The sequence below is a fragment of the Brevundimonas sp. GW821-FHT12E07 genome, from assembly GCF_058807035.1.
On the sequence record NZ_JBXAQH010000001.1, the window covers coordinates 1,058,352 to 1,071,924 of the forward strand.

Genomic DNA, 13,573 nt, shown 5'->3' on the forward strand with positions numbered 1-13,573 from the left:
GGCCGGGCAAATGACGCGTCGCGGAGTGATCGCCGCCGGAGGCGTCGGCTTGACGGCGGTCCTCGCGGGGCCGGTCGCGGCTGCGACGCCGATCGTCGAACGCTGGGGACTGCATGAGGTCGTCCTGACCGGTGAGGCCCCCGGCAATCCATTCGACGTCGAGGTCTCGGCCGCCTTCACCGACGGGCGCACGTCGCTGGAGGTCCCGGGCTTCCACGACGGTGAGGGGACCTGGCGCATCCGCTTCTCGCCGCCGGAGACGGGGGCTTGGCGCTGGACCACCCGCAGTGACCTTCCCGCCCTCAACGGCCACACCGGCGTGGTTGAGGTCGTGGCTCCGACGTCCGGCAGCCACGGCCCGGTCGGGGTAGTGGAGACCTATCACTTCGCCCATGCCGACGGGACGCCCTACCGTCAGCTCGGCACGACCAGCTACGGCTGGACGCACCAGCCCGAGGCCCGGCGGCGCGAGACCCTGGCGACCCTGCAGGCCGCGCCTTTCAACAAGATCCGCATGCTGGTCTTCCCCAACGCCTCGGTGAAGACCAATGACGGTCTGGCGCCGTTCGAACGGGCCGGCCAAGGCGATCGCGATTGGGACCTGACCCGCTTCAACCCCGCCTTCTTCCAGCGCCTCGATGCCTGCGTCGCCGCCCTGTGCAGGATGGGGATCGAGGCCGACGTCATCCTGTTCCATCCCTATGATGGTCGCTTCGGCTTCGACGAGATGTCCGCCGACATCGACGATCGCTACGTTCGTTATGTCGTCGCCCGGCTGTCGGCGTACCGGAACGTCTGGTGGTCGCTCGCCAATGAGTTCGACGTGGTCAAGGCCAAGACCGCCGACGACTTCGACCGTCTGGGCCGACTGGTTCAGGCGCGCGATCCGCATGGCCGCCTGCGCTCGATCCACAACTGGCGAGCCCTGTTCGACAACGGTCGGCCGTGGGTGACCCACGCCAGTATCCAGAACGGCTCGGCCGTGATCGACGACGCCCGCGCCGTCCTCTACCGCGACGTCTGGAAGAAGCCGGTCGTCTTCGACGAGGTTCGCTACGAGGGCGACATCGGCGAGCGCTGGGGCAATCTGACCGGACCGGAGATGGTCCGCGCCTTCTGGGAGGGGTTGGTCGCCGGGACCTACGTCGGCCATTCCGAGACCTTCGATAATCCGCAGGACGACTACTGGCTGGGCGCGGGTGGATCGCTGAGGGGGCAGAGCGCGCCGCGTCTGGCCTTCTTCAAGACGGTCATGGAGGCCGGACCCACGCCCGGCTTCGAGCCCATCGACAAATGGTGGGAGCGGCACATCGGCGGCAAGGCGGGCGAGGTCTATCTGCGCTATTTCGGCGAGGCCGCGCCCGACGGCTGGACCGTGGACATCCCGCGCGACGGCCTGACCGGCGGCGAGCGTTTCGCCGTCGACGTCATCGACACCTGGAACATGACCGTCGAACGCCTGCCCGGTGTCATGACCCTGAGCCAGGGCGCGACCAAATACACATACCGCGATCCGGAGCGGCCGGTGGTCGCCCTGCCGTCAAGACAATGGATGGCCGTGCGGCTCACTCGCGAACACGGATAAGTAGTATTGAATTCACCTCTGTCGGGTTAGAAGGGGCGGCCTCTAGGAGTCGCCCGTGCAGCCGTCCCGTCTTTCCGACCTCGCCCAACCCGATCTCTCGCAGACCGATCCGGGGCGTCCGATCCGCGTCATGGTCGTCGATGACTCCGCTGTGGTGCGCGGCCTGATCGCCCGGGCGCTGGAAGCCGATGCGGCGGTATCCGTGGTGGCGCGAGCGGAGAACGGACAGGCGGCCCTGGCTCAGCTCGAACATGTCGAGGTCGACGTCATCGTCCTGGATCTGGAGATGCCGGTGATGGACGGGATGACCGCCCTGCCGCTGATCCTGGCGCGTCGCCCCGGGGTGCGGGTCATCGTCGCCTCCACTCTGACGTTGCGCAATGCAAGGTTGTGTCTGGACACGCTTCAGGCGGGGGCTTCGGACTATGTCTCCAAGCCCGAGGGCGGGGGCCTGGTCCATGCCGAGGAGTTTCATCGTCAGCTGCTGGCCAAGGTCCGGGCCCTCGGCGGCGCGCCAGAGCCGGTGGGCGCCGCGCCCACCCCACGCCCTTCGCCGCGTCCGGTCCCGCCGCCCTCCGCGGAGACCGCCCGGCCCGAGGTCATCGCCATCGGCGGTTCGACCGGGGCGCCGCCCGCCCTCGTTCAGGTCTTCGAGGCCCTGCGCGGCGTGACCCTGCCCATCCTCCTGACCCAGCATATGCCGCCCATGTTCACCGCCCTTCTGGCGGAGCAGTTGTCGCGCGCCGGCGATCGCCCCTGCCGCGAGGCCGTGGACGGCGAACCGGTGGTCGCGGGCCGCGCCTATGTGGCCCCCGGCGGCTGGCATATGACCGTCGAGCGCGCCGCTGCGGGCCCCGTCATCCGGCTGGACCATGAGCCGCCCGAGCATTTCTGCCGTCCTGCCGTCGATCCCCTGATGCGCAGCGTGGCCCGGACCTACGGCCCCGGGGCGCTGGCGGTAATTCTGACCGGCATGGGCTCGGACGGGGCTGCCGGCTGCGCCGCCGTCGCCGAGGCCGGCGGCCGGTTCGTGGTCCAGGACGAGGCGACCAGCGTGGTCTGGGGCATGCCCGGCGCCGCCGCCCGGACCGGCCGCGCCGAAGCCGTCCTGCCCCTGTCGCGCATCGGCGAATGGCTGAAGCGAGCCGCCGCATGACCGGGGCGATCAGCGACATCGAGGCCTTCCGCCGTCTGGTGCTGGAACGCTCGGGCCTCAGCCTCGGGGCCGACAAGGACTATCTGCTGCAGAGCCGGCTGACGCCCCTGATGCGCGAAGAGGGGCTGGCGACGCTGGAGGCCCTGTTCGCCCGCCTGCGTCTGGACCCGCGCGGCCGCCTGGCCCAGCGCGCCGTCGACGCCATGGCGACGCACGAGAGCTACTTCTTCCGCGACGCCACCCCCTTCGACCAGCTGCGCGACGTGCTGCTGCCGGCGCTGGTGGCGCGGCGGGTCGGGGCGAAGCGACTGCGCATCTGGAGCGCTGCCTGCTCCAGCGGTCAGGAGCCCTATTCGCTCGCCATGCTGCTGCTGGAAGAGCGCCGCCGGTTCCCCGACTGGACGATCGACATCGTCGCGACAGACATGTCCCAGCCGATCCTCGAGCGCGCCCGGCGCGGGGTCTACAGCGACTTCGAAACCTCGCGCGGCCTGTCCGAGGCCCGGCGCTCCCGCTGGCTGAAACGCGACGGCGGCGACTGGTCGATCGCGCCGGAGGTCCGGACCCTGGTCGAGTTCCGTCCGCACAATCTGATGGACGGCACCGCGGGCATGGGCCGGTTCGACCTGATCTTCTGCCGCAACGTCCTGATCTATTTCGAGCAGATCCAGAAGCGATGGGCGCTCGCCCGACTGTCCGAGGCGCTGGAGCCCGACGGCGCCCTGGTCCTGGGCAGCGCCGAGACCGTGGTCGGTCTGGACAGCGCCTTCGAACCCATGCCCGGCCTGCGCGGCGCCTTCCAGCCCTGCGTCCGCGAGGAGCGTCTGCGCGCATAAAAAAAGGGGCGCGGCCAGGGTCGCCGCGCCCCCCCGGACCTCACCGACCTGCCGTTCAGGCGGCGGCCAGCTTGTCCATCTCCAGCGTCAGGGCCTCGGCCTGCTGCGCCAGTTCGCCGGACGCCTTGAGCAGGTCGGCCGAGGCGTCGCTGGTCTGGACGGCGGCGGCGTTGACCCCGGCGATGCTGGACGACACCTGCCGCGTCCCCTCCGCCACCTGGGTGACGTTGGCGGCGATCTCGCGCGTCGCGGCCGACTGTTCCTCGACGGCGCCGGCGATGGCCGAGGCGATGTCGGCGACCTTGCGGATGGTGTCGGTGATGCCGCCGATGGCCCCGACCGAGGTCTGGGTCGCCGACTGCATGGCCGAGACCTGGGACGAGATCTCGTGCGTCGCCCGCGCCGTCTGGTCCGACAGGCTCTTCACCTCCGAGGCCACGACCGCGAAGCCCTTGCCGGCCTCGCCCGCCCGCGCCGCCTCGATGGTGGCGTTGAGCGCCAAGAGCTTGGTCTGGCCGGCGATGTCGTTGATCAGGGTGACCACATTGCCGATCTTCTGCGCCGCCTGGGCCAGGCTGCGGATCGAGTCCGAAGCCTTGTCCGCCTCGGTCACCGCGTGCTGGGAAATGCTGGAGCTTTCGGCCACTTGCCGCGCGATCTCGCCAATGGAGGCGGTCAGCTCCTCGCCGGCCGAAGACACGGTCTGGACGTTGACCGAGGTGATCTCGGCGGCGGAGGCGACCATCCCGGCCTGACGCGTGGTCTCCTCTGCGGTGACCGCCATCCCCTCGGCGGTCGCGCGCATCTGGGAGGCGGCGGAGGCGACGATGCCGGAGATCTGGGTCACCCGCTCGGCGACCCGCTTCTGGGCGGTGATGTCGGTGGCGTATTTGACCACCTTGAACGGCCGGCCGTTGCTGTCGAGGATCGGGTTGTAGCTGGCCTGAATCCAGATTTCGCGGCCGTCCTTGCCGAGGCGGCGATACTGGCCGGCGTCGTATTCGCCACGCCCCAGCTTCTCCCAGAACCGGCGGTACTCGGCGCTGGCGGCGTATTCGGGATCGACGAACAGGCTGTGGTGGCGGCCGACGATGTCCTCCAGCCGATAGCCAACGGCGCCGACGAAATTCTCGTTGGCGTTCTGGATGGTGCCGTCGAGCGTGAACTCGATCACGGCCTGGGCCTTGTTGATGGCGTCGATCTGGCCCGAGAAGTTGGCGGCTTCCAGCTTCTGGGCGGTGATGTCGGTGGCGTATTTGACGACCTTGAAGGGCCGTCCGGCGGCGTCGAGGATCGGGTTGTAGCTGGCCTGGATCCAGACCTCCTTGCCGTTGCGGCCGAGGCGGCGGTACTGACCCGCGTCGAACTCTCCCCGGCCCAGCCGCTCCCAGAAGGCGCGATAGCCGGGCCCCTGCGCCTCCGTCGGATCGACGAACAGGCTGTGGTGGCGCCCAACGATGTCCTCCAGCCGGTAGTCGACGGTGGCCAGGAAGTTGGCGTTGGCGTCCTGGATCGTGCCGTCCAAGGCGAACTCGATCACCGCCTGAACCTTGTCGAGCGCGGCCAGCATCCCGGCCTGTTTGCGGTCCTCGCCGATATCGGCCAGTTCGACGAGCTCGCCCAGCGGCCGGCCGACCTCATCACGCACGGCGGTGACCCGGACCGAGAAGGGGGCGGCGCCGACGGCGATCTCTCCGGTGCGGACGTCGGGCGCGGCGCCGGCTCGGCCGGGCGTGAAGCTGACTCCGCTCAGACCCATCCGCCCGCCCTCGGGGTTCAGGGGATCAAGGCCGGGGAAGGCCTGGGACAGGGCGGTCGCGTGGGCCTGCATCAGGCCGCGCGCCGCGCCGTTGACGCGCAGCACCTCGCCCATGGGGTCGAGCAGGATCAGGGCCGAGGCGGCGCCCTCCAGCGCCGCGGCGGCGAAGGCGGGGTCCAGCAGGGCCGGTTCGTTGGCGGCTTCAGAAGCGTGTGCGAGTGCGGGCATGGGCGTGTTCCTCGGATGAAGGGTCAGGCTGCAATGGGGGCGGGGGCCGCGGCGGACAGGGCCAACACGGCCTCGATGTCGAGGACCAGCATCAGGTCGCCGTCGAGACGGTAGAGGCCCGCACACAGGGCGCGCCATTCGCTGGCCAGGGTGATCGGCTGAGGCTCCTGTGCGGCGAGGTCCAGCCACAGGACGTCGCCGACATCGTCGACCTGCAGGGCGTAGAGCTCGCCTGCGCTCTCGACGATGACGCACATATGCGGCTGGTCGGCCTCGCGCGGCGTCATGCCGAGGCGGCGACGCATGTCGATGGCGGTGACGATCCGGCCGCGCAGGTTCAATGACCCCGCCACCTCGGCCGGGGCGCGGGGCACGCGGTCGATGCGCACGGGGGCGATGACGTCCTGCACGCTCAGCACAGGCGCGCCGAAGGTCTGGTCGCCGACGCGCACCGAGACCAGTCCCTGAACCCCGTCTGTCGTCGGCTGGCTCATCACGCGGCTCCGCGCAGCAGATTGTCGTCGAGGTCGCTCAGCAGCTGTTCGCGGTCGAGATCAGCCTCGAGACTGTCCAGCCGGTCGCGCGCCTCCATCCGGTAGGCGCCGAGACCCAGCAAGGGCGTCGCATGCCAGGCCGAGGCTTGGCCCAGCGTGTGGGCCAGTTGGCGGGCGCCGGGCGCCCCGGGCGTGGTGTCGGCCAGGATCAGGTCGAAGACCGCGCCGCCGTCGTGCAGGGTCAGGGCATCCTGGGCGCTGGACGCCACCTCGACCCCGTATCCCGCCTGGGCCAGCAGGGGGGCGAGCAGCAGGCGGGTGAAGGGGCTCTGGTCGACGACCAGAACACGCCGGTCCCCGATCTTTGAAGCCGCGGGGGAGGCGGCGGCGGGGACGGGCGTCGCGGACGCCACCCCGGCGCTCCGGCCGTAGAAGTCGAGGTCGATCAGCTCCGTCGCCTGGCCCGCGACGATCAGACTTCCCGCCGCGCTCGCGCCGGCGCCGCCCAGCTGGGCCATGGCGGGACCTTCGACGATATCCACGATCTCTTCGGCCAGGACGCCGAAGCCGGTCGCGCCCCGGGCGAACACCAGCAGTGGGCGACGCCTGTTCTCGTGGGTCTGCCCGTCCTCAGCCCCGTCCTCGATCCGGACCGGTTTGCCGTCGCAACCCACAACCGGCATCAGGGCGCCCCGGTACTGGATCACCGACCGGCCGTCCACGTGTTCGATGCTGGCGCAGTCCAGGTCCTCGATCCGCGCCACACTGTCCAGCGGGGCCGCCTTCAGCGCCGCCTCGGGGGTCTTGAAGACCAGCAGGGTGCGGGTCTCGCCCGACGCCTCCGCCCCGGCCTCGGGCGTGTCCTCGGCGCCGTTGACCAGATGGCCGGCGCCCGCCTCCAGCGACATCCCCTTGAAGTCCAGGATCATGATCACGGAGCCGTCGCCCATGATCGTCGCCCCGGAGTAGATCTTCAGATGGCGCAGCACCGAGGCGACCGGCTTGACCACGATCTCCTCGGTGTCGAACACCCGGTCGACGATGACGCCGAAGGTGAAGGCGCCGATGCGGGCCACCACGATACAGGCGTCGGCGCGCGGGTCCTCGCGCTCCTCCAGCCCCAGCAGGGCCTGTAGCGACACCAGGGGCAGCAGCCGGTCGCGCAGCCTCAGAACCCAGGCGCCGTTGATCTCCTCGATACGGCGGGAGGGTTGCCCCCCTCCTGTATCGCCTTCGCTGTCCGACGTGTCCTGGCTTTCGCTTGGGGCCTCGTCCGACAACGGACCCGCGCCGGTGCTGACCAGTTCGATGATGCTCGACTGGGGCATGGCGAACCGTTCGCCGCTGGCCTCCACGATCAGGGCGGAGACGATGCTCAGGGTCAGGGGAATGCGGATCGTGAAGCGGGTGCCCTGACCCTCGACCGAGGCCAGTTCGATGGCGCCGCCGATCTTCTCGATATTGGTGCGCACCACATCCATGCCGACGCCGCGTCCCGAGACGGCGGTGACCTGATCGGCGGTGGAGAAGCCGGGGGCGAAGATCAGCTGGCGCGCCTCGGCGTCGGTCATGGCCGCGGCCTGGGCCGGGGTGATCAGCCCGGCCGACAGGGCCTTGGCGCGGATGGCCTCGGCGGGCAGGCCGCGTCCGTCGTCGGACATCTCGACCAGGATGGCGCCGCCCTCATGCCGGGCCTGCAGCAGGATGCGGCCGGCGTCCGGCTTGCCCACGGCGCGGCGACGCTCGGGCGTCTCGATACCGTGATCCGCCGCGTTGCGGATCATATGGGTAAGGGGGTCCTTGATCAGCTCTAGCACCTGCCGGTCCAGCTCGGTCTCCTGACCCTGCATGACCAGTTCGATCGACTTGCCGAGGTCGGCGGCGAGGTCGCGCACCAGGCGCGGCAGCTTGGCCCAGGCGCCGGAGATCGGCTGCATCCGGGTGGTCATCACCCCTTCCTGAAGCTCGCTGGTCACCTGATTGAGCCGGTTCAGCGGTCCGGCGAAGGCGCTCTCGGGATCGGTCCTCAGGGTCTGGATCAACTGGTTGCGGATCAGCACCAGCTCGCTGACCACGGTCATCAGGTTTTCCAGCACCTCGACATTGACCCGGATCGACTGGCTGTCGGCGGCGGCCGGGGGCGCGGCCTCTGCGCGCGGGCTTGCGGCGGGGGGAGGGGCGGGCGGCGCCAGCACCCGGTCCACGGCCTCGGCCTCGGCTTCCAGTTCCAGCAGGGCCTTGCGGATCGCGGCGACGACGCGCCCGGAGGTCTCGGCCGTCAGCCCGGGCAGGGCGGCGCCCAGAACCGTGGGGAAGTCTCCCGCCCCGCCGCGCGCGATCGTGCACAGACCGTCCCTCAGGGCGGACTGCACCCGGTCGGCGTCCAGCGTTCCGACCACGGCCTGAATCTCGGCGTCGGCCGCCAGGGCGAGCAGGGCGGCCTCGCAGGCCGCGTCCAGCGTCGCCTCTCCGCCCAGCTGTTCCAGCAGGGGGCGGGCGGCCGTCTTCGGCGCCGGTGCGGCCTCGGCCGCCGTTCCCGCGAAGATGGCGTCCAGCGCCGCGATCAGTCGGCTGTCGTCTCCGCCGGGCTCTTCTCCATGCGCGGAAAGGTGGTCCACGATCTCGCGGATCACGTCCAGGACGTCGAGGATGGCCGAGACCGCGCTCGGGGTGACGGCCAGGGTTCCATCGCGAAATCCGCCCAGCACATTCTCGGCCGCATGGGCCACGCCCTGCAGCCGCGACAGGCCCAGAAAGCCGCTGGTCCCTTTCAGCGTATGGGCCAGGCGGAAGATCTCGCCCAGCAGGGCAGGGTCGTTCGGCGCCTGTTCCAGCCGGACCATCTTCGAATCGAGCGCCTCCAGCCCCTCAAGGGCCTCAGCCACGAAATCCCTGACGACCTCGTCCAACGGATCACCCTGTCGCAAGCCCGGACGGCCGGGCGAAGCAACCATGACGCGAACAGGGTTAACCGGAAGTTACAACTAAAAACTGTGCCAATTCGTCGTTAACTCAACCTTAGAGTGTATGGTTTCACCTTCGATCCGGGCCGGGAGGGCCGGGAGAGGGAGCAGGGACCATGGCGGTCGACAAGACGATGAATGTCCTGGTGGTCGACGACTACCGCACGATGATCCGGATCGTCAGGGGGCTGCTCAACCAGCTCGGCTTCCACAATGTGGACGACGCGGCCGACGGCGATACGGCCTTCCAGATGATCAAGGCCAAGTCCTACGGCCTGGTCCTGTCCGACTGGAACATGCAGCCGACCACGGGACTGCAGCTGCTGCAACGGGTGCGCGCCGACGATGAGGTCAAGACGACACCCTTCGTCATGGTCACCGCCGAGGCCAAGACCGAGAACGTCGTCGCGGCGCGTCAGGCGGGGGTGAACAACTATGTCATCAAGCCCTTCACCCTGGCCGTGCTCAAACAGAAGCTGACCTCCGTCCTGGGCGAGATCTGACCATGACCCGGTCCGATTTCCTCGCCGAGATCGCCGTCATTCGCGACGTGCTGGATACCGCCGCCCAGACCCTGCTGTCCCTGTCGGAACGCGGGCTGGATCTGGCCCAGGCTCCATTCGTCGACGCCGCCGCGATCGAGGCGACCTTTCTGGACGTGCTTCAGACTTGCGCCTTTCAGGATCTGGTGGGCCAGAGGCTGGACCGGCTGGCGGCCTCGGCGACGGGCCGCGTCGAGACCCGGACGGACGCCCACCTGCTCAACGGCCCCGCTGCGCAGGGGCTGGACCAGACGGCGGCCGACCGCCTGATGCAGGTCGAGTGAGGCCGTCGTGCCGCTGTCCAGAACCCGCCTGGCCCTCCGCGACGTCGACCCCCTGGTCGTGGACGATAATCCGCAGTCGACGGAGTTGCTCGGCGCTATCCTGATGGGTTTCGGCATCAGCCGCCCGACCAAATGCCATAGCGTCGAGGCGGCCCGCGAGGTCCTGCTGACCCGTCGCTTCGACCTGATCATGGTCAACTGCGAGATGATCGAGGAGGACGGCTTCACCCTGGTGCGCGAGATGAGGGCGGACCGTCAGGGGCCGAACGCCTGCACCCCCGTCCTGATGCTCAGCGCCTCGACGCCCGAGTCCAAGGTGGTCCGGGCCCGCGATTCCGGCGCCAACTTCACCATCGCCAAGCCGGTCTCGCCGATGATCCTTCTGGAGCGGATGCTGTGGATCGCCCAGAGTCGGCGGGCCTTCATCGACACGCCCCGGTATCAGGGACCCGACCGCCGTTTCCGCACCGAACCCCTGCCGCCGGGCGTCTACGAACGCCGCGCCGAGGACCTGCGCATCACCGCGACGCCCGACCGCGCCCTGTCCCAGGACGAGATCGACGGGCTGTTCACATGACCAGGGTCAGCTTCACCCCGCCCAACCGTCTGGCGCGAATTCTGAGCGCGACCGACACGAAAACGGTCGAGACCCTGGCCCGCAACGCCGAGGCGCGGGTGGAGGCCATCACGCCCGCCATCGCGATCCGGCTCGGGCCGCTGATCATCGATCTGCTGACCGCCTGTCGCCGATCCGACGAAGCGATCCAGGCCGACGCCCGGGCCGTCCGCCGGCTGGCCCTGTCGGTCGCCGAGACCGCCGCCGTCGCGCGCCGCAACGATCTGGTGCCCCTGACCATCGACCTGTGCGACCTGCTGGACGGCTGGATCGACTGCGGCTGCTGGCGCGTGGGGGCGGTGACTGTTCAGGCGGAGGGGCTGGCCCTGCTGTTCCTCGACCGGTCGCTGGCTCCTGCCGATCAGGCGCGGCTGCTGGCCGGGCTGTCGGCCATGACCTCGGCGATCACACGCTCGGCCCGCCGTGCAGCCTAAAGGCGCGGCCTAGCCTTCGGAGCCCGGCGTGACGAGAGGCGCGAGCGCGGCGAAGGCCGGCGTCTCCTTGGCCCGGCGCGCCCGGATGGCGGTCAGGATGTCGGACGGGTTCCACAGCGAGCCCTGCATCACCGCCACCCACTCCAGCCCCTCGGCGACGGTGTGATCACGGGCGTAGTTGACCGCGGCCTTGGACCCGGTCACGGCCAGCGGCGCCTTGCCCGCGATGGTCCGCGCCATCTCCAGCGCCGCCGCGACCACGGCCCCGGCGTCCGGCAGGACCGCATTGACGAAGCCCAGCCGCTCGGCCCGGTCGGCGGTCAGGCTGGTCCCCAGATAGGCCAGTTCGCGCACCACGCCCTCAGGCAGGACCTTGGGCAGCCGCTGCAGGCTGCCGACGTCGGCCATCATGCCGATGTTGATCTCCTCGATCCGGAACAGGGCGTCGGCGGAGGCCAGCCGCAGGTCGCAGGCCGAGACCATGTCCAGCCCGGCCCCGACGCAGGCGCCGTGCACCGCCGCGATCACCGGGAACCGCGCCTTCTCCAGCGCCGTCAGGGCGTCCTGCAGATCGCGCACCGCCTGATGGAAGGCCTGCCGCTGCGCCGAGGTCTCGGCCGGCAGGATGGCGCCGCTGGAGAAGACGGAGATGTCCATCCCGGCGCAGAAGTTGCGGCCCTCGCCGGAGATCACCAGGGCATGGACCTCGCCGGTCCGGTCCAGCGCCGCGATGGCGGGTCCGAAGCCGCGCCAGAAGCTCATGTCCAGCGCGTTGGACGCCTCGGGCCGGGTCAGGCGCAGATGGGCGACGGCGCCCTCACGGGTGATCTCGAAGGCGGCCATGGCGGATCCTCGTCCAGCGGCGTCTCTGACGGACGCCCGGCCTCTTCCTTCCACCGCCCGACGCCCCTCGCAAGGGTCACCTAAGGTCAGGCGGCGCTGAGACTTTCGTGAACGGCGCCCGTTCCGGCGAGCGCGACCCGCACCTCGCGCAGCTGTTCCGACAGCTCCGCCGCCTTGCGCTCCAGCGTCTGGCGCAGGCGCACCGCGCGGTCGGTGTCTGAGGAGGCCTGATCGATCACCGCCCGGATCTCGACCACGGAGACGTCCAGCCGCCTGAGCAGGACGATCATCGCCGCCATCTCGCACTGATGGCCGGTGAACAGCCGCGCCCGGTTGGCGGTGCGGAAAGGCCTGAGCAGGCCGATTTCTTCGTAATACCTCAAGGCTCTGAGGCTGGCCCCGGTAATCTCCGCGAGGCGGGCGATGCCGACGACGGCGAGACCGGGATTCACGCTGGACTGGCTCATCGTCGTCGGCTCCGGGGAGAGGGGTCAGGCGGGCGCTTCGGCTTCGGCCTTGCGCGGGGCATTGGCCATGGCGACCCAGTAGCCGCCCAGCGAGATGAAGCCGGTTACGACGCCCAGCCAGGTCAGGGAGATGCCCATCCCGGATGGTCCCGAGAAGTGTGAGGCCATGCCCACGACGATGGCGCCGGTGATCGGCCCTCCGACCACGGTGGCGACGATCTTGAGCGCGGCGATGCTGGTGGCCCGCTCCTCATTGGGCAGCAGGACGGCGATGGCAGCGGTGTTGACCAGGTTGACGATGGCGCCGCCGGTCAGCAGGGCGAACAGGACCCAGGCGAAACCGGTGACGGTCGGCATGATCGGATAGAGGCTGGCGGGAATGCTGATCGCCGTGGCGATGACGGCGGGCAGCAGGATGGCGCCGCGCATCTTCAGCTTCTGGGCCCAGTCGGCGGTGAAGCCGCCGAGGATCGAACCGACGATGCCGGCGCCGAGGATGACGAGGCCGACCCAGCCGCCGAACTGGCCGGGCGACTGGTGGTACTGGCGCACCAGGATCGAGCCCATCCAGAGCGCCGCGGCGCCCTCGGCCAGACCGCCGGCGAAGTTGCCGATCAGAAGCGGGCCGAGGAAGCCCTTGCGCTTCCAGAAGGCGCGCAGGGTCGGCATCAGGGCGACGCTCTGTTGCTCGACCTCGTAACGTTTCGGTTCGCGGATCAGCAGCAGCGGCAGGGTCAGGAGGGCGGCGCCGATCCCCACCAGCAAATGGGTCGCGCGCCAGGGCGCCATGCCGGCGAGGAAGGCGGCGGGGTGGGCTTCCAGATAGCCGAACAGGGTGCCGCCGATGGCGAAGGCCGCGGCGACGCCGCCCCAGGCGCCGATCGAGAGCAGCAGCATCGACCGGCCGCGCTTCTCGGGCATGCAGACGTCGGCCAGCAGCGAGACGACGACCGGGAAGGCCGTGCCGGCGCCGATGCCGGCGACCAGGCGGGCGGCGAACAGGCCGTAGAAGTCGGTGACGAAGGCGGTGCCGATAGTGCCGATGGCCCACAGTGAGGCCAGGACGACCAGCATCCGGTTGCGGGTCTTGTGGTCCACCCACCAGGCGATGGGCAGGGCGAGGACGGCGGTCGGAATGGCGCCGGCCGTGCCGACGATCATGGCCAACTGGACGTCGGTGATCTTCAGGTCGGCCTTGGCCGCCTCCTGCAGCGGGGCCAGCAGGCCGCCGACGGTCAGGGCGGTGAACAGGGTCAGGGTCAGGAGCCAGACGACGCCCCATTTGGTCTTGCGGAACTCCGCGGGCGGCGAGGCGGGGACCTCGGCGTCGTCTGCAGTGACGGTGGTCATTTTCGTTTCCTCGAAA

Annotated in this window: 13 protein-coding genes; 7 read left to right on the top strand and 6 right to left on the bottom strand. The window is 69.9% G+C overall.

What is annotated here, in order from left to right; all coding sequences use genetic code 11:
• Positions 1 to 10 precede the first annotated feature (10 nt).
• The 3 genes from AC1ROD_RS05170 to AC1ROD_RS05180 are packed head-to-tail and all read left to right on the top strand — an operon-like array spanning position 11 to position 3,577.
• Positions 11 to 1,585, top strand: a complete 1,575-nt coding sequence (locus tag AC1ROD_RS05170) for a DUF5605 domain-containing protein (protein ID WP_492947179.1) — start codon at positions 11 to 13, stop codon at positions 1,583 to 1,585.
• 55 nt (positions 1,586 to 1,640) lie between these two features.
• Positions 1,641 to 2,741 (top strand): chemotaxis-specific protein-glutamate methyltransferase CheB, encoded by a 1,101-nt coding sequence (cheB, locus tag AC1ROD_RS05175; RefSeq protein WP_492947180.1) that lies wholly within the window; start codon positions 1,641 to 1,643, stop codon positions 2,739 to 2,741.
• Positions 2,738 to 3,577, top strand: a complete 840-nt coding sequence (locus AC1ROD_RS05180) for a CheR family methyltransferase (protein ID WP_492947181.1) — start codon at positions 2,738 to 2,740, stop codon at positions 3,575 to 3,577. The genes cheB and AC1ROD_RS05180 overlap by 4 nt, the downstream gene beginning before the upstream one ends.
• Positions 3,578 to 3,632: 55 nt before the next feature.
• Here AC1ROD_RS05180 and AC1ROD_RS05185 read toward each other — a convergent pair whose 3' ends face one another.
• Genes AC1ROD_RS05185 through AC1ROD_RS05195 form a run of 3 tightly spaced genes read right to left on the bottom strand, consistent with a single transcriptional unit; the run spans position 3,633 to position 9,012 of the window.
• A complete protein-coding gene (locus AC1ROD_RS05185; protein WP_492947182.1) occupies positions 3,633 to 5,564 on the bottom strand; it encodes a methyl-accepting chemotaxis protein in 1,932 nt (643 codons plus the stop codon).
• Positions 5,565 to 5,587: 23 nt separating this feature from the next.
• On the bottom strand, positions 5,588 to 6,058 hold the full coding sequence (locus AC1ROD_RS05190) for a chemotaxis protein CheW (protein ID WP_492947183.1): 471 nt from the start codon (positions 6,056 to 6,058) through the stop codon (positions 5,588 to 5,590).
• Positions 6,058 to 9,012 (bottom strand): hybrid sensor histidine kinase/response regulator, encoded by a 2,955-nt coding sequence (locus tag AC1ROD_RS05195; RefSeq protein WP_492947184.1) that lies wholly within the window; start codon positions 9,010 to 9,012, stop codon positions 6,058 to 6,060. The genes AC1ROD_RS05190 and AC1ROD_RS05195 overlap by 1 nt, the downstream gene beginning before the upstream one ends.
• Positions 9,013 to 9,137: 125 nt before the next feature.
• Here AC1ROD_RS05195 and AC1ROD_RS05200 point away from each other — a divergent pair, with 125 nt between their 5' ends.
• The 4 genes from AC1ROD_RS05200 to AC1ROD_RS05215 are packed head-to-tail and all read left to right on the top strand — an operon-like array spanning position 9,138 to position 10,897.
• Complete coding sequence (locus tag AC1ROD_RS05200; RefSeq protein ID WP_492947185.1) at positions 9,138 to 9,524, top strand: response regulator; 387 nt, start codon at positions 9,138 to 9,140, stop codon at positions 9,522 to 9,524.
• A 2-nt stretch (positions 9,525 to 9,526) separates the two neighbouring features.
• Positions 9,527 to 9,847, top strand: a complete 321-nt coding sequence (locus tag AC1ROD_RS05205; protein ID WP_492947186.1) for a hypothetical protein — start codon at positions 9,527 to 9,529, stop codon at positions 9,845 to 9,847.
• Positions 9,848 to 9,854: 7 nt separating this feature from the next.
• On the top strand, positions 9,855 to 10,424 hold the full coding sequence (locus tag AC1ROD_RS05210) for a response regulator (protein ID WP_492947187.1): 570 nt from the start codon (positions 9,855 to 9,857) through the stop codon (positions 10,422 to 10,424).
• Entirely contained in the window at positions 10,421 to 10,897 is a 477-nt protein-coding gene (locus tag AC1ROD_RS05215; protein ID WP_492947188.1) for a hypothetical protein, read from the top strand. The genes AC1ROD_RS05210 and AC1ROD_RS05215 overlap by 4 nt, the downstream gene beginning before the upstream one ends.
• Positions 10,898 to 10,906: 9 nt before the next feature.
• On the opposite strand, the gene AC1ROD_RS05220 is transcribed toward AC1ROD_RS05215, so the two are convergent.
• From AC1ROD_RS05220 to AC1ROD_RS05230, 3 genes are all read right to left on the bottom strand, one after another.
• On the bottom strand, positions 10,907 to 11,740 hold the full coding sequence (locus AC1ROD_RS05220) for an enoyl-CoA hydratase-related protein (protein WP_492947189.1): 834 nt from the start codon (positions 11,738 to 11,740) through the stop codon (positions 10,907 to 10,909).
• 86 nt (positions 11,741 to 11,826) lie between these two features.
• A complete protein-coding gene (locus AC1ROD_RS05225; RefSeq protein WP_492947190.1) occupies positions 11,827 to 12,207 on the bottom strand; it encodes a MerR family transcriptional regulator in 381 nt (126 codons plus the stop codon).
• Between the two features lie 24 nt (positions 12,208 to 12,231).
• The gene (locus AC1ROD_RS05230) at positions 12,232 to 13,557 is read right to left on the bottom strand and encodes an MFS transporter (protein ID WP_492947191.1); all 1,326 of its coding nucleotides are present in this window, start codon (positions 13,555 to 13,557) and stop codon (positions 12,232 to 12,234) included.
• Positions 13,558 to 13,573 lie beyond the last annotated feature (16 nt).